The sequence below is a fragment of the Acinetobacter venetianus RAG-1 = CIP 110063 genome (assembly GCF_000368585.1).
Classification (GTDB): domain Bacteria; phylum Pseudomonadota; class Gammaproteobacteria; order Pseudomonadales; family Moraxellaceae; genus Acinetobacter; species Acinetobacter venetianus.
This window is the reverse complement of the sequence record NZ_KB849557.1, coordinates 779,965-800,751: the sequence shown is the minus strand read 5'-3', so window position 1 is coordinate 800,751 and position 20,787 is coordinate 779,965. Positions and strand designations below refer to the sequence as shown.

Here is a 20,787-nt window from a genome sequence, read left to right as displayed (position 1 = left end):
AATTTATTTGAAATGACAGTGATTTTCATGGTCATTGACCATCCCAACCGCTTGCATAAATGCATAGCATGTCGTTGGCCCGACAAATTTAAAACCGCGCTTTTTGAGTGTTTTAGATAAGAGTTGACTGATCTCAGTTTGGGCAGGTGCAGCACGATAATTTTCAACATCATTATCCAGTGCTTGATGATCTACAAAATTCCATAACCAAGCGGATACATTGCCGACTTCTTGCTTTAATGCTTGCCAAGCAATCGCATTATCACGAATGGCTTTGAGTTTTCCTAAATGGCGAATCAATCCAGCATCTGTGAGTTTGAATTCAAGTTGATCATCGGTCAGCGCCGCGACCTGCTCAATCGGATGTTGGAAAAAATGAGAACGATAGCCTTCACGTTTTTTAAGAACCGTAATCCATGATAAGCCTGCTTGCTGACCCTCAAGACAAAGCATTTCAAATAAGCGAGCTTCATCGTGTTCAGCTTTGCCCCATTCTTCATCATGGTAAGCAATATACAGTGGATCATCTGAACACCATCCACAACGTCGAATTGTCATTTATTGAAGCTCCTTATTGTTATTTGCAAGTGATTATTTAAAGTGTAAAAGGTACCCATTCATTTGGGCGAGTATCCCAATAAAAGAGTTCAGTTGTTTCTAATTCTAAGTCTGTAAATTTAAGCCAAAAGTCTTTGCCTGATTTGTCTGCAAAGCCAGTGCTAATCAACAATGCATCCTCTGTGATTTCCATGATCCAGCCCTGATAGCTAGTCCCATTGATGATGATTTTTTGTTGATTTCCAGACTCTGCAAACGTCACCAGACGTTCAATCAATGCTTCTGACATTGTGGATTCCTAACGTAAATATGGGTATGGATTAACAGCTCCACGCCCTTTGCCATTTAAATAAATGCCATAGTGTAAATGTGGTGCAGTGTGGCGTGCATTACCTGTATTTCCCACATACCCAATCAAATCACCTTTGCGGACAGTGTCACCGACGCTTAAACCACGTTTGTGTCCATCAAGATGTGCGTAATAATGCCAAGTCCCCGCTGGACCAAGAATCCAAATGACCTTTCCGCCTAAATTATTATTGCGTAAATCCGCAACGAGACCTTCGGTAGCACTATACACTTTCGTGCCACGCTCTGCCATGATATCAATCCCTTCGTGGCTTCGCCCTTGACTACGGGCAGCTCCCCACGTATCACGAAGTTGACTTCGACTAACGCCTTTGACAGGAACAGGCAGGCGATTATCCAAGCGCATATTTTTAAGTTTATTGACTTGGGTATTGGGTAAAGGTGTTGGTTTCTTAGGGGCGGTGGCGCATGCTGATAATAAAACCATCACTACACCAAGAACCGTATAAGAAATTGAATGTCGCACGCAAACTCCTTGCAGTTAATATTCAGCGTTCGAGTTCTAAGTCTTCTGTTTTGCTGTAATCAACTTTTTCATGGCTGTTGGAATGCCTTTGGCAATCGCATTTTCAGGACTTAACCATATGCCATTTAACTCGATACTGAGTTGTTCTTTTTGGTCGTGTTCCACGTGGAACAGTTTTTCATTCAGCAACCAAGTAAAGTGTGTGAAGCTATGGCTAATCTGCAATGATGATACTTGAGCTTGTAGTTTAAAGTGCTGTTCAATCTGTTGTAATTCGGTTGCTTGCTCAATGATGGGGAGGCAATACAAACCGCCCCAAAGTCCATGAGATTCTCTTTGTTGCCATAGCCACTCGTCACCCGATTGTATTAGCAATACATCGGCAGTTTTGATGGGTACAGGTTTTTTTGCTTTTTTAAATGGTAGTTCTTGTTCTAAACCTTGTTGATACGCTTGGCAATGTTGCTGCATTGGACAGTATAAACATAGCGGTTTTTTCGGGGTACACACGGTTGCGCCTAAGTCCATGATCGCTTGGGTATAATCATGGTTACGCTGTTGTGGGCATAGTTCCTCTGCGATATTCCACAAGGCGCGTTCATGTTGTGGTTTAGAGAGGTCATCTTCAATGGCAAAGAAGCGTGCTAAAACACGTTTCACGTTACCATCCATAATCACACCATATTGACGTAACCCCAGCGACATTAATGCGCCAGCGGTAGAACGTCCGATCCCAGGCAGTTCGATCCATTGTTCTAGAGTTTCAGGGAAATGACCCTGTTGGCTAACGATGCTTGCTGCTTTATGTAGATTTCGCGCGCGTGCGTAATAGCCTAATCCTGCCCAATAGGGGGCAACGTCATCCCAACTAGCTTTACCCAAATCTTGTACGGTTGGGAAGCGCTCAATAAAGCGGTCGAAGTATTGTAGAACTGTTTTGACTTGGGTCTGTTGTAGCATGATTTCTGAGACCCAAACTTTATAGGGATCGTCGGCAACTTGCCATGGTAAGTCGTGACGACCATGTTGGTCGAACCATGTGAGCAGTGCATCAGAAAATGAAAAATCAGACATGAATCAGAACAGTAAAAAGCAGAAGTGTAGTATAGCGGAAATGGAGAGGCGAGTTGGTGAATGCAAACAAATTCGTTATTAAATTCTCATTAATATTCGCTGGTGCACAGGCGGCATGGATGCTGCCCATTGAGCTGTGGTATCAGGGATGTACCATCAGCTAAATAGAGGTGTTTTGTTACTTTTGACCCATCAAAAGTAGGTGCTATTCTGCACGAAAATATTTGCATTTGGGAATGAAAGTGTGAGCAGTGATAGTATTACGGAATTCTCATCCAGTTTCAGGATATGCCTTTGGCAAGTTACTTTGGTTTTGCCCAAAGTAACCAAAGGCATTTGTTGGACTGACATTACATCCATGTAATGCAGTCCAACAGGCGACATCCATGTCGCCTTAGCACCAGTAATATTTACAAGATTTTAATGTTCAGACTTCCTAGTAGCCTAGTAAATGTTTTCAAGGTTTTTTGAGTGCAGTTTAGAGTTCGACTTTTTATTTTAAATGCTTATCTAACAACTCATACATGGCTTCAAGACCCTGACGTTCAGCCTCAGCGTTATAGCCTAAATCCACGTTATTCGCTTTAGCACGTTCATCCGCAAGCGGATTACTAAAACCATGTTTTGCATCTTCAAAAATCACGACTTCATGATCAACGTCAGCATCGTGCATTTCCTGACGGAAACTTGCTACATTGTCCAAAGTCACCATGCTGTCTAGTTCGCCATGTAACACAAGAATCTCAGCTTTCACTTTGCCTTTTTCCGCTGGGGCGCTTGCTGCCAACACAGCATGGAACGTTACAACGGCTTTAATATCAGCACCTGAACGTGCTAAATCAAGAACCACTTTACCACCGTAGCAAAAACCAATCGCCGCTAATTTTTCAGTATTCACTTCGGGTTGCGCAGCTAAAGTTGCTAAACCTGCTTGTGCTCGATTAACGATGGTGTCCGCTTGTTCAAATGTTTGATTCATCCAAGCCGATGCTTGAGGAACTTCTGTGGTGACTCGTTTATCGCCATACATATCAATTGCGAGTGCGGCGAAGCCATGCTCAGCAAGCTCACGAGCACGTTGTTCTGTGTATTCATTACGTCCCCACCATTCAGGTGCAACAATCACACCTGCGACAGGCTGATCAGTCGTTGGTGTAGCAAAGTAACCAATTAAGCGTTGACCATCTGGGGCAGTGTATTCAATTTCACGTGTGGTAATCGGGAAGCTCATGATGTAAGTCCTAATCTGTTCTTTTAGAATGTATTGATTAAAGCATAAAAAAGAAAAATTGATGACACCACAAAATTATAAATGGTGGATTGTTGGTATCTGAAAATAAAAAAGAAGAATACGAGGATTCTTCTTTTTTATAATGTTTTTAAGCGGAAGTCGTTAGACTTTACCTCTTGAGAGGAAGCCCACAACAGCCAAAATAGCAGCAACAACAAGTAGGATAACGGCAAAGTCTTTGGATAAACCTGCGACACCACCAAAACCGAGTAAACTGGCGATTAATGCAATCACTGCAAAAATAATAGCCCAACGGAACATTTTGTACCCTCCTAATTTTTTCATTATGTTTCCACTATAGCGTGTGTTTTTTGAACAAAATGTGGTGTTTATGTGGTTGAAGTGTTCAATCCTTAAAGAAATGTTAATCGGATAAGCCATTTAAAAACGGAGATTATTGCGAAGCAATGCTATAATTTAGAACTGTTTCTGATGTCTCAAAAAAGCCTTTTATGTCCACTGAATTACGCCCAAATTTTTGGAAAAAATATTCACTCGATCAACTCAGCAATACTGAGTGGGAAGCGTTGTGTGATGGTTGTGGGCTCTGCTGTTTAGTGAAATTAGAGGATGAAGAAACCGCTGAAGTTGCTTACACCAAAGTATCTTGTAAATTGTTGGATTGTAAGACTGCACGTTGTTCAGATTATGCCAATCGTCAGGAACAGGTTCCTGATTGTATTCAGCTAACACCTGAACGTTTACAAACAATTACGTGGTTACCACCAAGTTGCGCATACCGACGTTTAAGTGAAGGAAAAAATTTACCTTCATGGCACTATCTCAATACAGGATCTCGTCAGAGCGTGATCAAAGCCAAGAAATCAGCTGCGGGTCGCTGTATCTCTGAAACCGAAGTAGATGAAGAACAAATCGAGGATTATGTCGTTCGTTGGGTTCGTTGAGAGCCATTTAACTCATCTATTTGTTAATTATAAGCACAACACTTTTACAGTATTTTTATTTGCTTAACCCCTTAAGATAAAGACTCAAATAGGGAGATAAGCAATGAATAAACTGTTAGTAGCACCTGTGCTGTGTAGTGGCTTTTTATTATTGTTGGCTTGCGGTTCAAATAATAGTAATTCTAAAACCTTGGAACAAAATACAACGCAGCAAACTGAAAATAACAAGATTGCACAAAGCTATCAGATTGAGACCGTCACCGCATTCAATGAACCTTGGGCAATCACAAGCCTACCTGATCAACGTCTATTGATTACAGAGCGCAAAGGGCGATTAAAACTATTTGATCCGAAAGCAAAGACCACAATCAATGTGTTAGGCGTGCCGAATGTAAGTTACGGGGGACAGGGTGGCTTGGGCGATGTCATTTTGCATCCTGATTTTGCTAAGAATCATTGGATTTATTTAAGTTATGCTGAACGAGGGGCGAGTGGAGATGGCGCTGTGATTGCGCGTGCAACATTAGATCTCGCTGATCCTGCACAGCCCAAACTGGTTGATGTAAAGCGCATATGGGAGCAAGTCCCAAAAGTTTCAGGGCAAGGGCATTATGGACATCGGATGCAATTTGGTCCTGATGCACAGCTTTGGGTGAGTTCAGGGGAACGACAAAAATTTGATCCTGCTCAGGATTTAGAAAGTAATTTAGGAAAAGTTTTACGCTTAAATGATGATGGCACGCCAGCAAAGGGAAATCCGTTTGAAAAACAAGGTGGTGTCACTGCTGAGATTTGGTCACTGGGACACCGTAATCCACTGGGAATGGCATTTGATGCTCAAGGGCAACTTTGGGTTGTAGAAATGGGGCCAAAGGGTGGCGATGAATTAAATCGCATCGTAAAAGGGGGAAATTATGGCTATCCAGTGGTTTCAAATGGCGACCATTATTCAGGATTGCCTATTCCAGACCATCACACCCGCCCAGAATTTAAAGCCCCTGAAATTGATTGGACTCCCGTTATCTCACCATCGAGTCTTATCATTTATTCAGGAAAACAATTTCCGCTTTGGAAAGATAAAGCTTTGATTGGTGGTCTTTCCTCTAAATCGATTGTTGTTGTCGATCTTAAATCAAAACCTGTACGTGAAGTTCAGCGTTTGGATATGAAACAGCGTATTCGTGGTTTGCATCAAGCTCAAGATGGCTTGATTTGGGTGATTGAAGATGGTTCTCGAGCAAAATTACTCAAGCTCAGTGCTGAGTAAAGTATTAACTAGAAGTGAAATGATAAATGACTAAACCGAAACACCTTTCGATGAATTTGAAAAAATTGCTGATCGTTGCTGGCGTATTTTCTGTTAGCTCAACGCTTTGGGCAAAAGACTTGACAGAGCAGCAAGTCAAAGCTGTGATTGATCAGCAATTTAAACCCTTATTAGCACAATACAATATTCCGGGTTTAGCTGTTGCTGTCACGCTGAATGGTCAGCATTATTTTGTTAATTATGGTGTTGCATCCAAGCAAAGCCAGCAACCTGTTCGCAATGATACGCTATTTGAACTTGGATCCGTCAGTAAAACTTTTAATGCTACTTTAGCTGGATACGCGCAAGCACAAGGGAAATTGTCTTTTTCAGATCACCCTGCGAAGTATTTTCCTGAGCTAAACAATACCGCAGTTAATCGTGCGACTATTTTAAATCTCGGTACTTATACTGCAGGTGGCTTTCCATTGCAGTTTCCTGATGAGGTGGTTACTCAGCAGGATATGGTCAAGTATTTTCAAAAATGGCAGCCTAAGACAAAAATTAGCGTCGCTCGTCAATATTCCAATCCAAGTATTGGCTTAATGGGCTATGTCACAGCGTTAGCAATGAAAAAGCCATATTCCGAGCTGATTGAAAAAACACTGTTCCCTGAGCTTGGGTTGAAGCAAAGTTTCATTCATGTTCCAGAGTCACAGATGAAGAATTATGCATGGGGTTATAAAAATGATCAGGCAATGCGTGTCTCCGCTGGAATGTTTGATGCAGAAGCCTATGGGGTGAAAAGTAGCAGTGCGGATATGTTGAAATTCATAGACGCTCAACTGAACCCTCAACAATTAAAACAGCCGATGCGTAAAACGATTGAAAATACCCATGTCGGGTACTTTAAGGTTGGTGCAATGACGCAAGGTTTGGGATGGGAGCAATATACTTATCCTGTAAGTTTAGCGACTTTATTGCAGGGCAATTCAAGCAAAATGGCTTTGGAAAGTCATACAGTTACACCAATCAAACAACCTAAGCTTGCTTCAGCAGCGACTTTGTTTAATAAAACAGGAGCGACCAACGGTTTTGGTGCTTATGTGGCCTTTATTCCGCAGCAGAAGATCGGGATCGTGATGCTCGCTAATACTAATTTTCCGAATGAAGCACGTATTACTGCGAGTTATCAAACTATACAACAGTTGCTCAAACAGCAATAAAGCTAAACAATCATGTTGTGATCACAGATTCAAATTGTAGATTTGAATCAGACACAATAGACTACGTTAAAAGACCATAAAGCCAGTGATGATGTCAGATACGCATATTCCTTTACCCGAACGTTTACGTCCTCGTGATTTGTCTGAAATTATTGGACAAGATCATCTATTGGGTGAACATGCACCGTTACGTCAAATGATTGATCAGGGGCATTTGCCTTCGATTATCTTTTGGGGGCCACCAGGGGTAGGTAAAACCACGATCGCATTGTTGCTGGCGCAAGCCGTGGATCGTCCTTTTATCAGTTTATCTGCCCTGAATACAGGGGTTAAAGAGCTGCGTGAAGTCATTGCAGAAAGCGGTGATTTACTGACGCCTGTAGTGTTCATTGATGAGATTCATCGCTTCAATAAGTCACAACAAGATGCCTTACTCAATGCTGTTGAGAAAGGAAAAATCACTTTGATTGGTGCGACGACTGAAAATCCATCTTTTGAGGTAAATAGCGCGCTGTTATCACGTTGTCAGGTGTATACCCTGAATAGCTTGGATGCGGATGCAATTCAAACGTTGCTCAATAAAGCCATTCAAACGGATAAATTTCTAAAAGAACGTTTTATTCACATCGAAGAATATGATGCGTTGATTCAGTTCGCTGCGGGTGATGCACGTAAAGCGCTAAATCTGATTGACTTGATCGCAAGTACTTTTGAGCCTGATGTTGAAAACATTGTGACCAACGCAATAGTGGTCAAAGTTGCACAGCAAAATATTGCACGTTACGACAAATCTGGTGAACAACATTACGATCTGGTTTCAGCATTTATCAAATCCATTCGCGGTAGTGACCCTGATGCGACCTTGTATTGGATGGCTCGAATGTTGAAAGGTGGTGAAGATCCTGTCTTTATCGCACGTCGTATGTTGATTGCTGCGTCAGAAGATATTGGTAATTCGAATCCAAATGCATTATTGCTGGCAGGTGAATGTTTCCGCTCAGTTCAAGCTGTTGGAATGCCTGAGGCGCGTATTATTTTAGGGCAATGTGCTGTGTATTTAGCGACGAGTCCAAAAAGCAATAGTACTTATTTAGCGATTAACAAAGCCTTAGAGCTTGCAGAAAAAACGGCAAATTTACCTGTACCGTTGCATCTACGTAATGCGCCGACCAAGTTAATGAAGCAGCAAGGTTATGGTGTGGATTATCTCTACCCACACAATTATCCAGAGCATTTCGTGCTACAGGAATATTTACCACCTGAGCTGCGTGGAACCAAGTTATACGAGCGAGCCTTAAATAAACGAGAAGTAGAGGCTGAACGCTTACAACAACGTCGTTGGCAGCAAGAACAGCAACAGCAATAGGTTTCACTCGGTTAATTTGCCGACTAGATTAAAATTTTCAAAGTTATCATTCCTATTCAAATATTTAGGAATTTGCTTTGTGCAGAACGATGTGTTGATTTGAAAATGAATGCAAAAAAAGCAACGCTAATTGGGTTGGTTGCGATCTTATTATGGAGTTTGATCGTTGCTTTAATTAAAGATGTTAGTAGTCATTTTGGGGCAGTCGGTGGGGCTGCATTGATTTATACGCTGGCATCCATTTTTTTACTTGTATCGGTTGGTTGGACGCAACTTAGAACTTTTCCCAAAACTTATTTAATTTGGGGCAGCATTTTATTTGTTGCTTATGAAGTGTGTTTATCACTGTCGATTGGCTATAGCGATAATAATCGTCAAGCGATTGAAGTGGGCATGGTGAATTATTTGTGGCCAACTTTTACCATGGTTGCTGCGATTGTTTTCAATCAACAAAAAGCCAATCTCTTAATTATTCCTGGATTTATCTTATCGATATTAGGCATCTGTTGGGTGCTTGGTGGCGAACAAGGTTTCGACCTTGCTAGTATGCTCAATAATATACAGGCAAATCCTCTTAGCTATGGTTTGGCATTTATTGGCACGTTATTGTGGGCGGCTTACTGTACTTTAACTGCAAGGATTGCCAAAGGTGTAAATGGTATCACCCTGTTTTTTATACTTGTTGCGATTGTGCTTTGGCTTAAATATCTACTTATGGGCGGAGGCGCGTTCCATTTTGATATGCAGTCATCTATCTCGTTGATTTTTGCAGCAGCGGCAATGGGTTTTGGTTATGCTGCTTGGAATATTGGTATCCTGCATGGCAATGTGACCTTACTGGCGGGCGCTTCTTATTTTATTCCTGTTCTGTCTGCTTTTTTCTCTGCAATTATCCTCAGTACCTCTTTGGCGATGTCTTTTTGGTACGGTGCTTTTCTAGTGTGTATTGGTTCAATTTTGTGTTGGATTTCAACCAAAGCAAAAGCTAAATAAATGCGATAGAAACACCTAGTATATTAAATAGTAGGTGTTTCTAATCTAAGTAATTGATCATGTTGCTCTTTACCAAAAATTATAAAAAGCAATCAATCTAGCCTTTCTATTCCTCAAATAATAAGCTTTAATCATAAAGGCATAATAAAAATATGGAATTTAATTCATGACGTACAAACATATCAATAAACTTACACTCGCATCGGCAATTACCATCGCTTTAGCTGGCTGTGCGACCACGACTATGCCCGTTTCCTCAACAGCGAAATTATTCTATGGTGGGCCGATTTTAACGATGGAGGGGAATGAACCGCATTATGCAGAAGCTTTGTTGGTTAAAGATGGAAAAATTATATTTGTAGGAACCAAAAAAGAAGCAGAACAGCGAACAGATCGCCAAGTACAGCATATTGATTTAAAAAATAAAACACTTTTACCGGGACTGATCGATGCCCATAGTCACGTCAACATGGTGGGTTTTCAGCAGACCGTTGCCAATCTATATCCAGAACCCGATGGTACGGTATCAGATATTAATTCATTGATTGATGCTCTCAAAACATGGAAAGCACAAAATCCAGAATTTGTTAGCACAATGAATGGTTGGATTTTGGGAAATGGCTATGATGACGCACAATTAAAAGAACAGCGTCATCCGACCGCAACGGATTTGGATCGAGTATCAAAAGATCAGCCTGTCATGATTTTACATCAATCTGGTCACCTTGCTTCCGTCAATCACAAAGCCTTAGAGTTACTCAAATTTGATAAAAACACAGCAAATCCTGATGGTGGCGTGATTCGTCGTGAACCAAATTCAAATGTACCAAATGGAGTGCTCGAAGAGTCCGCTTTATTTTCAGCAGTTGGTGCGATTTTCAACGGTGCTCCACCTGACGTATTGTTGGGTATGGCAAAAAAAGGGATTCAAGTCTATGTGAAGAATGGATTTACAACGGTGCAAGAAGGGCGTGCTGATCAGGGGACAACAGACATGTGGCGTGCCTTGGGACAACAAAACCAATTGCCTGTTGATGTGGTTTCTTATCCTGATATTACCACCAGTAAAGACTATATGTTAAAGCATGGTAGTAGTCTGCAATATGATCATCACTTCCGTATCGGGGGTATCAAGATTAGTTTAGATGGCTCACCCCAAGGCAAGACGGCATGGTTGTCACAGCCTTATGTTGTACCACCTGAGGGTGAGACTAAAGATTACAAAGGCTATCCTGCCTTCAAGCATAGTCAGGATGTAAACAACTATGTGAATCTTGCCTTCAAACAAGGCTGGCAAGTGCTTGCGCATGCCAATGGTGACGCTGCGATAGATCAATTTATTCAGGCCGTTCGCTATGCAACCAATCAACAAGGCAAAGCAGATCGTCGAAGTGTATTGATTCACTCTCAAACGATCCGTGAAGATCAATTAGATCAGCTTAAAGCATTAGATATTATCCCTTCCTTTTTCTCATTACATACCTTTTATTGGGGTGATTGGCATAGGCAGCAAACAGTTGGGGAGCAGAAAGCACAACATATCTCTCCGACAGGAATGGCATTCAGAAAGAACATTATTTTTACCGAGCATCACGATGCACCTGTCATTCCGCCAAATAGCATGATGATGCTCGATGCATCTGTGAATAGAACGACACGAAGTGGTTATGTGTTAGGTGCGGATGAGCGAATTAGTCCATATATTGCACTGAAGTCGATGACCGACTGGGCTGCATATCAATATTTTGAAGAAAAAAATAAAGGAACCTTGACGCAAGGTAAGCTGGCTGATTTAGTGATTCTAGATAAGAATCCGCTGAGCATTCCAAGCAAAGAGATTAAAAATATTAAAGTTGTTGCGACTTATAAAGAAGGCAATTTAATTTATCAGCAACCGACAAGATAAAAAGCCCTCTATAAAAAAACCAGCCGAATTGGCTGGTTTTTTATTTGATTTTACTGAATTAGATATCAGATAAATCTACGCCTAAACGTGTTGCAACTTCTTCATAAGCTTCAACAACGCCGCCTAAACCTTGGCGGAAACGATCTTTATCTAATTTCTTCTTGGTATCTTTATCCCATAGGCGGCAGCCATCTGGAGAGAATTCATCACCCAAAACGATGCGGTCATGGAATACACCAAACTCAAGTTTGAAGTCGACCAAAATCATGTTGCCTGCATCAAATAATGCTTTAAGTACATCATTGACTTGGTAAGTGAGTTCTTTCATTTTGGCAAGTTGGCCTGCATTTGCCCAACCTAAAGCAATTGCTTGAGACTCGTTCACCATTGGATCGCCAAGTGCATCATCTTTGAAGAATAATTCAAATGTTGGAGGCGTTAATTCTTTACCTTCTTCAACACCTAAGCGACGGCAAAGTGAACCCGCTGCATAGTTACGAATCACGCATTCTACAGGAATCATTTGCAATTTTTTAACCAATACTTCAGTTGGTGAAAGCAATTTTTCAAAATGCGTTTCGATACCCGCTTCAGCCAATTTTTCCATGATGAAGGCGTTAAAACGGTTGTTCACCTTACCTTTACGATCTAGCTGCTCGATTTTTTCGCCATTGAACGCAGAGGCATCATCACGAAAGACTAAAATCAGGTGGTCAGCATTGTCTGTTTCATATACAGATTTTGCTTTACCAGTATAGAGCAAGGTTTGTTTTAACATGGGGGAACCTTTTTGAAAAATGTGCCTAGTAAACGACTAGGCTGGCCAATTTTGGTAAATCTGGGATAACACTTCGGTTGCAACCGCTGGGTCTGCAAAGGTGGTGTCAAGTTTGAATAGCGCGACAGTATTGCTTGAGCCTACAGCAGAAAGCTTGAGCAGATAATTCTGATCGTTCACAGTAATGGTTGCTTCATAACCATGATCTGCTTGAGAAATAACTTTGTAATTTAGGCTGTTTAATGTCGCAAAAGTATATTGCCAAGCAGCAGCAGTAGGACCTTCCACTTTTAGTAATGGGTTTTTGTTCCCATCCATAACCAGTTGTGGACGACCCAATGTTGTCGTCGTATTTTCAGTGCTACTTGCTGTTGTTTGCAGTGCCTCTGGACGAGGCAAAGCATAGCGGTTGCCACTTTTATTTTCGAATGACGGTGCATGTTCGATCGCAAGTGGATCAACCGAAGGAGCTGGATACAATGGAGTAAATGGTCTGACCGTTGCATTGTCAGGGAATTTGAGAGGTTCAAGCGCTTTTGCTTTTTTGTAATCCAATGAATGATTATTGAGGGCAAAACGACCACAACCAGCCAAACTTAAAGCTGAAATGACAAGGACAACACCAAGACGTAATTGCATCATAAATTGCTCGTATTAAATAATTCCCGCAACTTTTAAGTCGTTGCGAAGAGGTTCACGATATTGTTCTGCTAGAGCGGTTAAAGGCAGGCGTAGGCCTGTGCTAATGTATCCCATCTCATGCAATGCCCATTTCACAGGAATTGGGTTTGATTCGCAAAACAAAATATTGTGTAGATTTGCAATTTGTTGATTCAAGCTTTGCGCTTTTGCTTTATCACCAGCCAATGCTGCTTCACAAACTTCGCTCATTTGTTTTGGCGCTACGTTTGCAGTGACCGAGATATTACCTTTAGCACCAAGTAAAATCAGTTCCCATGCTGTTTCATCATCACCTGAATAAACAGCCATTTTACCGTTTAAGCCTTCGATGAGTGCTTGACCACGAGGAACATCGCCTGTTGCATCTTTAATACCAATAATGTTTTTAACATCAGCAAGGCGAATGACCGTATCATTTTGCATGTCAACACCAGTACGACCTGGAACATTATAAAGGATTTGAGGAATATCAACAGCTTCTGCAATTGCTTTATAGTGTTGATATAAGCCTTCTTGCGTTGGTTTATTATAATATGGCGTAACCAATAGCGCTGCGTCAGCACCTAACTCTTTTGCTGCTTTGGTCAGTTCAATCGCTTCACGCGTTGAGTTAGCGCCTGTACCCGCAATAATAGGAATACGTTTATTCGCGACACGAATCACTTCTTTAATGACTTGTGTATGTTCTTCCATGCTGAGTGTAGAAGCTTCGCCCGTTGTGCCGACAGCAACAATGCTATTAGTACCTTGTTGGATGTGCCACTCAACGAGCTTCTCAAGACCCTTCCAATCTACGCTGCCATCTTCAAACATTGGGGTGACGATTGCGACAATTGAGCCTTGAATATTCTGTGCTAGCTGAGTCATTTTAAAAAAATATCCTATTTTCCCATCCGAGATTGAAGTAATTTAAACGAAATATTGGATGGTTGCAGTATTTTGATTCGTCGTTCAACAGAAGTCGAGTTGAATGACAATTATGCAAATTATGACTGATCAGAGACATAAGAACAATATGCTTTGGTCAAACTGTAGAAAACTTTAATTCATCTTTAACTTGAATAGTTTTCATCTTAATTAAAAGTTTTGCTATCTCTAGTCAGAATAACGCAGGCAGGGTATTGTAAAACCAGATGGTTTAGAGGGAAAGACAGCGATGTCAGTGAATTCAAAGAATATCGCATTGATTGTGGTGGATGTTCAGAATGGTTTTACACCGGGTGGAAACTTAGCCGTCGACCAAGCTGATCAGATCATTCCTTTAATTAATCAGCTCGCTACAAAATTTGGTCATGTGGTGTTGACCCAAGACTGGCATCCAGAACAGCATATCTCTTTTGCTGAAAATCATCCGCATAAACAGCCATTTGAAACCATAGAGTTGAATTATGGTACTCAAGTGTTATGGCCGAAACACTGTGTGCAGGGGAGTCATGATGCAGCATTTCATCCTGATTTGAATATTCCAACCGCTCAACTCATTATTCGTAAAGGCTTTCATCCCGATATTGATAGTTATTCTGCATTTATGGAGGCAGATCGAAAAACTCCGACAGGATTAAATGGGTATTTGAAAGAACATCAAGTTGATACGGTATATATCGTGGGGATTGCGACAGATTTTTGTGTGGCGTGGACGGCACTTGATGCCGCAGCCTTTGGATTTAAGACCTATGTGATTGAAGATGCATGTAAAGCAATTGATTTAAATGGGTCTCTACAACAGGCTTGGCAGCAGATGTTGGATCAAGGGGTAGAGCTCATTCACTCAACGACGATTCTGCCTTGAGCTTGTTGCAATTAATCTAAAGACGTTACACTTTTCGATCATGATCAGCTTTCATGATTGTTACTATGCCGCGCTATTACCACAGAGAGTTTTATGACAGACCAACTTGATGATTTTGACCGTAAGATTATTCATCATTTACAGCGAAATGGACGTTTAGCCAATCAAGAGTTGGCAGAGTTGGTTGGCTTATCAACTTCACAATGTTCTCGTCGTCGTATTTATCTCGAACAGCAAAATATTATCACTGGTTATTATGCCCAAATCGCATTGAGTGCTGATCCAGCACCAATTATGGGTATTATTGAAGTGAAGCTACAAAATTATAATGATGCAACACACGATCGTTTTGTTGAGTTTCTGATGCATGAGCCTGCGGTCAAAGATATTTACAAACTCACAGGGAGTTATGATTTTGCCCTCAAAGTTGCAGTCAAAAACTTAGATGAAATGGTTAAATTGATCGGTATTTTATCCTCCCAAAACTTTGGGGTGAGTAATTTAAATACCTCAATCGTGCTTGAAAAATTAAAAGAAAATGGTATTGCGATTAAATAGAACAACGCTTTCCTAAGCTGGGTGTTATCGCTCGGCTTTTTTGGGTTTTGATTATACCAATTGGATTATTTTGAATATAAATTGCATTTATGGTGAAAATATAAGAAAAAATTGCGAAAATTAAATAAAAATGATCAAATATGTCATATCTTTTTTAAAGATTTCTCTCCCTTCTGTTGTTCTCCTATTAAGTTGTAGCGTTATGAATACCGATCAAAAAGTATCTTTGGTAAGCCCAGTCATGCCTGTAATTGATCAACACTCAAAGATTGAAGATGCACTTGCCATGTTAATCGGCACTTTTATTCTTTCATTTGCGATGACATTGTTAAAGCAAGCAGGAATTATGACGGGTGGAACAGCTGGCCTGTCATTGTTGATTCATTACATCACAGATATTAAGTTTGGTATTTTATTTTTCCTGATTAATATTCCATTTTACTATTTTGCTTATAAAAAAATGGGCGTTGGTTTAGTCGTAAAGACGTTTATTGCCGTGGCTTTACTGGCAGGTTTTACGGAAATGATTCCCCATTTTTTTCACCTGTCAGACGTAAATCCATTTTATGCGACGATCTTCGCGAATGTGCTGATGGGTGTGAGTTTTCTGATTCTTTTCAGACATCGCTCTAGTTTGGGTGGTATTAATTTATTGGTTCTTTATTTACAAGAGCAGTTTAAGATTCCAGCAGGCAAGGTACAGATGGGAATTGATGTTGCGATCTTATTGATTTCATTATTTTTTGTGGATTGGAAATTGATTCTGATTTCTATACTGGGAGCTGTGATTCTGAATTCTATTATTTTGTTAAATCATAAAACCAATCGTTACGTGGCTTAAAGTCAGATACTTCTCATTTTTCTATTGGCATTTGAGAATGGAAGAAAGGTGAACCTTTCTTCCATTTTTTTTAATTATTCCACAGTAACACTTTTCGCAAGGTTACGAGGTTGGTCGACATCTGTACCGCGTAATACTGCAACATGATAAGAAAGCAACTGTACAGGTACGCTGTAAACGATTGGCGCTAACCATTCATTCACTGCTGGGATGTGTACAACGTGTTGACGATCTTTCTCTTGAATGCCGCTGTTTTCATCTGCAAATACAAAAAGTTCGCCGCCACGCGCTTGAACTTCTTCCATATTCGATTTTAACTTATCGAGCATTTCGTCATTTGGCGCTAAGATCACCACAGGCATTTCATTATCGACTAATGCCAACGGACCATGCTTCAATTCACCTGCTGCATATCCTTCTGCATGAATATATGAAATTTCTTTCAGTTTCAAAGCACCTTCCAATGCGATAGGGAAGTGTGTGCCACGGCCTAAGAATAAGCAGTGATTCTTTTCTACAAACAGTGCAGATAAACGAAGAATCGCTGTGTTGTGCTGTAGCGTATCTAAAATTACTTTCGGGCAGTGCCATAACGCTTCAGTAATTTCAGTCAGCTGAGCTGCTGCGAGACGCTGCTTAACTTGACCGATTTTGATAATTAATAACATCAAAGCAGCCAGCTGAGTTGTGAATGCTTTGGTTGAGGCAACACCAATTTCAGGGCCAGCAAGTGTCAGCAAATGATGATCTGTTTCACGTACCATTGATGACGTTGCAACGTTACAAATCGTCATGGTGCTGATATTGATGTTATTTGCTTTGGCACGCTTTTGAGTTTCACGTAACGCTGCCAATGTATCCGCGGTTTCTCCAGACTGAGAAATACAGATATAAAGTGTATTTTCCACAATAACAGGCGTGCGGTAACGGAATTCGCTGGCAATTTCAACTTGGCATGGAACACCAATTAGCTGTTCAAACCAGTATTTCGCAATCATACCTGCATGGTAGCTGGTACCGCAGGCAATGATTTGTACTTGCTGAATTTTGTTAAAATCCGCATTGGCATGTTGAAGAAAATCTTCACGCAAATTATTGCCATTCAATGCTTGTGAAATCGTTTGTTGAATGGCTTCAGGTTGCTCATAAATTTCTTTGAGCATGAAGTGTTTATATTCGCCTTTCGATGCATTACTTACAGTCGCATCAAGCTCTTTCACTGGGCGATCAACACGTTCACCATTCACAAAAACTTCAATGCTAGTACGTGTTAAACGCGCAATATCACCTTCTTCTAAATAAACGAAGCGATTGGTCACAGGTAACAAAGCAAGTTGATCTGAACTAATAAAGTTCTCACCAATACCAACACCAATCACGAGCGGAGAACCTTCGCGAACGGTGATGAGTTCATCAGCATGTTCAGTATGAATAATACCTAAAGCATAAGCACCTTTAAGACGTGGTGTTACCTTTTGAACAGCTTCTAATAAGCTATCTGTTTGCTTTAAGGCATCATTGACAAGGTGAGCAACAACTTCTGTGTCAGTTTGAGAGGTAAAGATATAGCCAAGAGCTTGTAGTTCATCTTTGAGTTCTTGGTAATTCTCAATAATACCGTTGTGAACAACTGCAACATTGCCTGAAACATGCGGATGTGCATTGTTTTCAGTTGGCTTACCATGAGTTGCCCAACGTGTGTGTGCAATACCGATATTACCCGTCAAATGCTGTTCTGAAACAGCTTCAGCCAAGTTAGCAACTTTACCAACACGACGTTCACGTAAAATTTGTTCTTTATTTAAGAGTGCTAAACCCGCAGAGTCATAACCACGATATTCAAGGCGCTTTAAACCTTCGATCAAGATCTCAGTTACACAACGTTCAGCAACGCCTCCAACAATACCACACATAATTATATCCTCTTATTTTTTCAGCTTTTGGGGACGTTGATAATTTGCTTTTTCAAATTGTTTAGCACGTTCCACAGCTAAACTATGATCAGCGACGTCTCTCGTTAGGGTTGAGCCAGCACCAGTGGTCGCACCCTGACCAATTTTGATCGGTGCAACCAAGGAATTATTTGTGCCAATGAAGACATTGTCTTCAATCACAGTACGGTGTTTGTTTGCACCATCATAATTACAAGTAATCGTGCCTGCGCCAATATTACAATCCGCACCGATATCAGCATCACCTAAATAGGTAAAATGATTGGCTTTGGACCCTTGACCAATGTTTGAATTTTTCACTTCAACAAAGTTGCCAATATGCACATCATTACCCAAGTTTGTACCTGGGCGTAAACGTGCAAAAGGTCCAATTTGGGTATTTTCGCCCACGATAGCGTTTTCAAAAACGCTGTAGGCTTGAACTTTTGTTCCAGCGGCAATGCGTGTGTTTTTCAAAATACAGCCAGCGCCAAGTTGAACGTTATCGCCAAGCTCGCAATCACCTTCAATAATGACATTGATATCAATCTGCACGTCTTGACCACATTTGAGATGACCTCGTAGATCAAAACGACTTGGATCAATCAGGTGTACGCCTTGTTGCATCAATTCTTTGGCTTGTTGTTGCTGAAATTCACGTTCCAATGCCGCTAATTGCAAACGGTCATTTACACCTTCTACTTCAAACTCAAGTTCAGGTTGGATCGATGCAATTTCTAAACCATCGGTAACGGCCATTGCAACAATATCAGTCAGGTAGTATTCACCTTGCACATTATTGTTAGACAGTTTTGGTAACCATTGATGCAGCTTTGCATTACTTACGCAATAAATGCCTGTATTGATTTCTTGGATTTGTCGTTGTTCTTCATTGGCATCTTTATGCTCAACAATCGCTTGGATTTTTCCAGCTTGGCGTACGATACGACCATAACCTGTTGGGTTTTCAACATTTAAGGTAATCATCCCAATGCCTGATTGGCTTGATGCTTCAAGTAGTTGTTCAAGTGTACTTTGGCGAACCAGAGGAACATCACCATATAAGATAAGTGAAATACCATCCTGAGGTAAGACAGGTAAAGTCATTTGGACGGCATGACCTGTGCCCAACTGCTCCGCTTGCTCCACCCACTCGATTTGTTCAGCGGCAAAGCGATTTTTAACCAGTTCTCCTCCATGCCCATAAATGGTAATAATATTCTGAGCTTGTAGTTTTTTTGCTGTTTCAATCACATGACCTAAAAGTGGACGACCAGCAAGCGGTTGTAACACTTTTGGTAGTTGTGAACGCATTCGCGTTCCTTTCCCTGCAGCAAGAATAATGACTGTTGTTGACATAATTAACCCTAATATTAATGTGTTAGGTCAAAAAATAAAAATGGATTATAAAAATACAGAGTGCGGCCCAAAGTCCAGCAATAATGTCATCGAGCATAATGCCAAAGCCACCTGACACTTTTTGATCAGCCCAACTAATAGGGAATGGCTTCCAGACATCAAAGATACGAAATAAGATAAATCCCACAATGACCCACAACCAATTCATTTGTTGTAGATAAAGCAAAGGCAATAGAGTAATAGATTGACCTGCAAACTCATCCCAAACGATACGTCCATCATCATGAACGTGGATGACTTTTGCCGTATGTCCACAAATATAAATACCGACCAGTGACATGAGGACAATTGCGACGATACTGCCTAGCAATCCAAGTTGTAACCAGAATGGAACAAACAGCAGCGCAAAGGCAGAACCAAACGTTCCAGGCGCTTTCGGGCTGAGTCCTGAACCAAAGCCGACACCACAAAAAACGATAAAGCGGTCGTACCAACTCATTTGGTTGAAGTGGATGGGAGGTTTATGCAAAGTGTTGGTATCCATGAACATGTAATGGGTAAATATCGCCCATATACTCAAATAACAATCCAGATTGTTGGGTAATTTCGCCGATTATTGTAAGCGGAACATCGAGTTGCTGTTGCTGTAGTTTCTCATAGTTTTGCGGTGATATTGTAAAGCATAATTCGTAATCATCGCCACCTGCGAGTGCATATTGCCAAGCATGTCGTGGTTCAATTTGTTTTAGTGATGGATCTAACGGAAGCTGTTCAAGTTGTAATTTTGCCCCAACCTTGGAGGCTTTGAGAATATGACCTAAGTCTTGTGCGAGTCCATCAGAGATATCGATCATGCTGGATGCCAAGCCTTTTAATTGTTGACCGAGCTGGCAACGTGGCGTTGGGTAATCTAAGCGATGTTGTAATGGATGCCCTAGATGTTTTAGTCCATATGCCGCATCTCCGACTTGCCCACTCACACAAATATAGTCACCGGTTTGAGCGCCTGATCGAGTCACAGCTTGTCCATGATCAATCCAACCCAATGCTGTCACGCTAATGGTGAGTTGAGTGCTTTGAGTTGTATCGCCACCAATCAGCGAAACATTGAACTGGTCACAACAGTCAAACAAGCCTCGACTGAATTCAGCCAACCAAGCTTCATCCACATGAGGGAGGCTCAAGGCGAGTAAAATACTGTGAGGTTTTGCTCCCATTGCAGCAATATCAGATAAATTGACTGCGACGCTTTTCCAGCCAATCGCATGCGCTGAGGTTTCTAATGGGAAATGACGACCAGCAACCAATGTATCTGTGCAGATCACTAGTTGTTGTGAGGGAGGAGGGGTAATAATAGCTGAGTCATCGCCAATGCCTAAACTTACATCAACTTTAGACGTTCGTTTAAAATAACGGTCAATAATCGAAAACTCAGCCATAGAACATCAAG

The 20,787-nt window shown here is 41.1% G+C and carries 22 protein-coding genes; 9 read left to right on the top strand and 13 right to left on the bottom strand.

The window, feature by feature from the left end; all coding sequences use genetic code 11:
- Positions 1–3: 3 nt before the first annotated feature.
- From F959_RS05320 to F959_RS16435, 6 genes are all read right to left on the bottom strand, one after another.
- The gene (locus tag F959_RS05320) at positions 4–558 is read right to left on the bottom strand and encodes a DNA-3-methyladenine glycosylase I (protein WP_004878188.1); all 555 of its coding nucleotides are present in this window, start codon (positions 556–558) and stop codon (positions 4–6) included.
- Between the two features lie 37 nt (positions 559–595).
- The gene (locus tag F959_RS05315; RefSeq protein ID WP_004878185.1) at positions 596–847 is read right to left on the bottom strand and encodes a hypothetical protein; all 252 of its coding nucleotides are present in this window, start codon (positions 845–847) and stop codon (positions 596–598) included.
- A gap of 9 nt (positions 848–856) precedes the next feature.
- Positions 857–1,354 carry a M23 family metallopeptidase gene (locus F959_RS05310; protein WP_373278697.1) on the bottom strand — a complete coding sequence of 166 codons (498 nt, stop codon included), beginning with the start codon at positions 1,352–1,354 and terminating at the stop codon, positions 857–859.
- 75 nt (positions 1,355–1,429) lie between these two features.
- Positions 1,430–2,467 (bottom strand): A/G-specific adenine glycosylase, encoded by a 1,038-nt coding sequence (gene mutY, locus F959_RS05305; protein ID WP_004878183.1) that lies wholly within the window; start codon positions 2,465–2,467, stop codon positions 1,430–1,432.
- Positions 2,468–2,960: 493 nt separating this feature from the next.
- Positions 2,961–3,698 carry a dienelactone hydrolase family protein gene (locus F959_RS05300; protein WP_004878182.1) on the bottom strand — a complete coding sequence of 246 codons (738 nt, stop codon included), beginning with the start codon at positions 3,696–3,698 and terminating at the stop codon, positions 2,961–2,963.
- Positions 3,699–3,860: 162 nt separating this feature from the next.
- Positions 3,861–4,019 carry a DUF1328 domain-containing protein gene (locus F959_RS16435; RefSeq protein ID WP_004878181.1) on the bottom strand — a complete coding sequence of 53 codons (159 nt, stop codon included), beginning with the start codon at positions 4,017–4,019 and terminating at the stop codon, positions 3,861–3,863.
- 191 nt (positions 4,020–4,210) lie between these two features.
- On the opposite strand from F959_RS16435, the gene F959_RS05290 reads away from it, so the two are divergent.
- The 6 genes from F959_RS05290 (at position 4,211) to F959_RS05265 (ending at position 11,400) form a co-directional block, all read left to right on the top strand.
- Positions 4,211–4,663, top strand: a complete 453-nt coding sequence (locus F959_RS05290) for a YcgN family cysteine cluster protein (RefSeq protein WP_004878180.1) — start codon at positions 4,211–4,213, stop codon at positions 4,661–4,663.
- A 103-nt stretch (positions 4,664–4,766) separates the two neighbouring features.
- Entirely contained in the window at positions 4,767–5,930 is a 1,164-nt protein-coding gene (locus F959_RS05285) for a PQQ-dependent sugar dehydrogenase (protein WP_004878178.1), read from the top strand.
- Between the two features lie 26 nt (positions 5,931–5,956).
- Positions 5,957–7,135, top strand: coding sequence for an AVDC family class C beta-lactamase (gene blaAVDC / locus F959_RS05280; RefSeq protein ID WP_004878176.1), 1,179 nt, complete (start codon positions 5,957–5,959; stop codon positions 7,133–7,135).
- 91 nt (positions 7,136–7,226) lie between these two features.
- Positions 7,227–8,501 (top strand): replication-associated recombination protein A, encoded by a 1,275-nt coding sequence (locus F959_RS05275; protein ID WP_017196846.1) that lies wholly within the window; start codon positions 7,227–7,229, stop codon positions 8,499–8,501.
- 105 nt (positions 8,502–8,606) lie between these two features.
- Positions 8,607–9,494, top strand: coding sequence for an aromatic amino acid DMT transporter YddG (yddG, locus tag F959_RS05270; protein WP_004878173.1), 888 nt, complete (start codon positions 8,607–8,609; stop codon positions 9,492–9,494).
- Positions 9,495–9,660: 166 nt separating this feature from the next.
- The gene (locus tag F959_RS05265) at positions 9,661–11,400 is read left to right on the top strand and encodes an amidohydrolase (protein ID WP_004878170.1); all 1,740 of its coding nucleotides are present in this window, start codon (positions 9,661–9,663) and stop codon (positions 11,398–11,400) included.
- 58 nt (positions 11,401–11,458) lie between these two features.
- Here the strand turns inward: F959_RS05265 and purC are convergent, their stop codons facing one another.
- From purC to dapA, 3 genes are read right to left on the bottom strand one after another with little or no spacing between them, the layout of a single operon-like run.
- Positions 11,459–12,178: a phosphoribosylaminoimidazolesuccinocarboxamide synthase gene (gene purC / locus F959_RS05260; protein WP_004878168.1), complete on the bottom strand. Its 720-nt coding sequence runs from the start codon at positions 12,176–12,178 to the stop codon at positions 11,459–11,461.
- 36 nt (positions 12,179–12,214) lie between these two features.
- Positions 12,215–12,817: a hypothetical protein gene (locus F959_RS05255; RefSeq protein WP_017196845.1), complete on the bottom strand. Its 603-nt coding sequence runs from the start codon at positions 12,815–12,817 to the stop codon at positions 12,215–12,217.
- A gap of 15 nt (positions 12,818–12,832) precedes the next feature.
- Positions 12,833–13,726, bottom strand: a complete 894-nt coding sequence (gene dapA / locus F959_RS05250; RefSeq protein WP_004878166.1) for a 4-hydroxy-tetrahydrodipicolinate synthase — start codon at positions 13,724–13,726, stop codon at positions 12,833–12,835.
- 289 nt (positions 13,727–14,015) lie between these two features.
- On the opposite strand from dapA, the gene pncA reads away from it, so the two are divergent.
- From pncA to F959_RS05235, 3 genes are all read left to right on the top strand, one after another.
- Positions 14,016–14,648, top strand: coding sequence for a bifunctional nicotinamidase/pyrazinamidase (gene pncA, locus F959_RS05245; RefSeq protein WP_004878165.1), 633 nt, complete (start codon positions 14,016–14,018; stop codon positions 14,646–14,648).
- Positions 14,649–14,741: 93 nt separating this feature from the next.
- Positions 14,742–15,206 (top strand): Lrp/AsnC family transcriptional regulator, encoded by a 465-nt coding sequence (locus F959_RS05240; RefSeq protein WP_004878164.1) that lies wholly within the window; start codon positions 14,742–14,744, stop codon positions 15,204–15,206.
- A gap of 202 nt (positions 15,207–15,408) precedes the next feature.
- A complete protein-coding gene (locus F959_RS05235) occupies positions 15,409–16,047 on the top strand; it encodes a YitT family protein (protein WP_007480826.1) in 639 nt (212 codons plus the stop codon).
- Between the two features lie 74 nt (positions 16,048–16,121).
- Here F959_RS05235 and glmS read toward each other — a convergent pair whose 3' ends face one another.
- Genes glmS through thiL form a run of 4 tightly spaced genes read right to left on the bottom strand, consistent with a single transcriptional unit; the run spans position 16,122 to position 20,776 of the window.
- On the bottom strand, positions 16,122–17,960 hold the full coding sequence (gene glmS, locus F959_RS05230) for a glutamine--fructose-6-phosphate transaminase (isomerizing) (RefSeq protein ID WP_004878162.1): 1,839 nt from the start codon (positions 17,958–17,960) through the stop codon (positions 16,122–16,124).
- A gap of 12 nt (positions 17,961–17,972) precedes the next feature.
- Entirely contained in the window at positions 17,973–19,337 is a 1,365-nt protein-coding gene (gene glmU / locus F959_RS05225) for a bifunctional UDP-N-acetylglucosamine diphosphorylase/glucosamine-1-phosphate N-acetyltransferase GlmU (RefSeq protein WP_004878161.1), read from the bottom strand.
- 22 nt (positions 19,338–19,359) lie between these two features.
- Entirely contained in the window at positions 19,360–19,881 is a 522-nt protein-coding gene (locus F959_RS05220) for a phosphatidylglycerophosphatase A family protein (protein ID WP_004878160.1), read from the bottom strand.
- Positions 19,859–20,776: a thiamine-phosphate kinase gene (thiL, locus tag F959_RS05215; RefSeq protein ID WP_004878159.1), complete on the bottom strand. Its 918-nt coding sequence runs from the start codon at positions 20,774–20,776 to the stop codon at positions 19,859–19,861. The genes F959_RS05220 and thiL overlap by 23 nt, the downstream gene beginning before the upstream one ends.
- Positions 20,777–20,787 lie beyond the last annotated feature (11 nt).

Bases quoted from the DNA above. Each gene is read 5' to 3' on its own strand.
- yddG (WP_004878173.1), top strand. From the start codon at position 8,607: ATGAATGCAAAAAAAGCAACGCTAATTGGGTTGGTTGCGATCTTATTA.
- F959_RS05265 (WP_004878170.1), top strand. From the start codon at position 9,661: ATGACGTACAAACATATCAATAAACTTACACTCGCATCGGCAATTACC.
- pncA (WP_004878165.1), top strand. From the start codon at position 14,016: ATGTCAGTGAATTCAAAGAATATCGCATTGATTGTGGTGGATGTTCAG.
- F959_RS16435 (WP_004878181.1), bottom strand. From the start codon at position 4,019: ATGTTCCGTTGGGCTATTATTTTTGCAGTGATTGCATTAATCGCCAGT.
- F959_RS05285 (WP_004878178.1), top strand. From the start codon at position 4,767: ATGAATAAACTGTTAGTAGCACCTGTGCTGTGTAGTGGCTTTTTATTA.
- F959_RS05275 (WP_017196846.1), top strand. From the start codon at position 7,227: ATGTCAGATACGCATATTCCTTTACCCGAACGTTTACGTCCTCGTGAT.
- F959_RS05315 (WP_004878185.1), bottom strand. From the start codon at position 847: ATGTCAGAAGCATTGATTGAACGTCTGGTGACGTTTGCAGAGTCTGGA.
- dapA (WP_004878166.1), bottom strand. From the start codon at position 13,726: ATGACTCAGCTAGCACAGAATATTCAAGGCTCAATTGTCGCAATCGTC.
- glmU (WP_004878161.1), bottom strand. From the start codon at position 19,337: ATGTCAACAACAGTCATTATTCTTGCTGCAGGGAAAGGAACGCGAATG.
- F959_RS05255 (WP_017196845.1), bottom strand. From the start codon at position 12,817: ATGCAATTACGTCTTGGTGTTGTCCTTGTCATTTCAGCTTTAAGTTTG.
- F959_RS05300 (WP_004878182.1), bottom strand. From the start codon at position 3,698: ATGAGCTTCCCGATTACCACACGTGAAATTGAATACACTGCCCCAGAT.
- F959_RS05240 (WP_004878164.1), top strand. From the start codon at position 14,742: ATGACAGACCAACTTGATGATTTTGACCGTAAGATTATTCATCATTTA.
- F959_RS05310 (WP_373278697.1), bottom strand. From the start codon at position 1,354: ATGGTTTTATTATCAGCATGCGCCACCGCCCCTAAGAAACCAACACCT.
- blaAVDC (WP_004878176.1), top strand. From the start codon at position 5,957: ATGACTAAACCGAAACACCTTTCGATGAATTTGAAAAAATTGCTGATC.
- F959_RS05235 (WP_007480826.1), top strand. From the start codon at position 15,409: ATGAATACCGATCAAAAAGTATCTTTGGTAAGCCCAGTCATGCCTGTA.
- purC (WP_004878168.1), bottom strand. From the start codon at position 12,178: ATGTTAAAACAAACCTTGCTCTATACTGGTAAAGCAAAATCTGTATAT.
- F959_RS05220 (WP_004878160.1), bottom strand. From the start codon at position 19,881: ATGGATACCAACACTTTGCATAAACCTCCCATCCACTTCAACCAAATG.
- F959_RS05320 (WP_004878188.1), bottom strand. From the start codon at position 558: ATGACAATTCGACGTTGTGGATGGTGTTCAGATGATCCACTGTATATT.
- glmS (WP_004878162.1), bottom strand. From the start codon at position 17,960: ATGTGTGGTATTGTTGGAGGCGTTGCTGAACGTTGTGTAACTGAGATC.
- thiL (WP_004878159.1), bottom strand. From the start codon at position 20,776: ATGGCTGAGTTTTCGATTATTGACCGTTATTTTAAACGAACGTCTAAA.
- F959_RS05290 (WP_004878180.1), top strand. From the start codon at position 4,211: ATGTCCACTGAATTACGCCCAAATTTTTGGAAAAAATATTCACTCGAT.
- mutY (WP_004878183.1), bottom strand. From the start codon at position 2,467: ATGTCTGATTTTTCATTTTCTGATGCACTGCTCACATGGTTCGACCAA.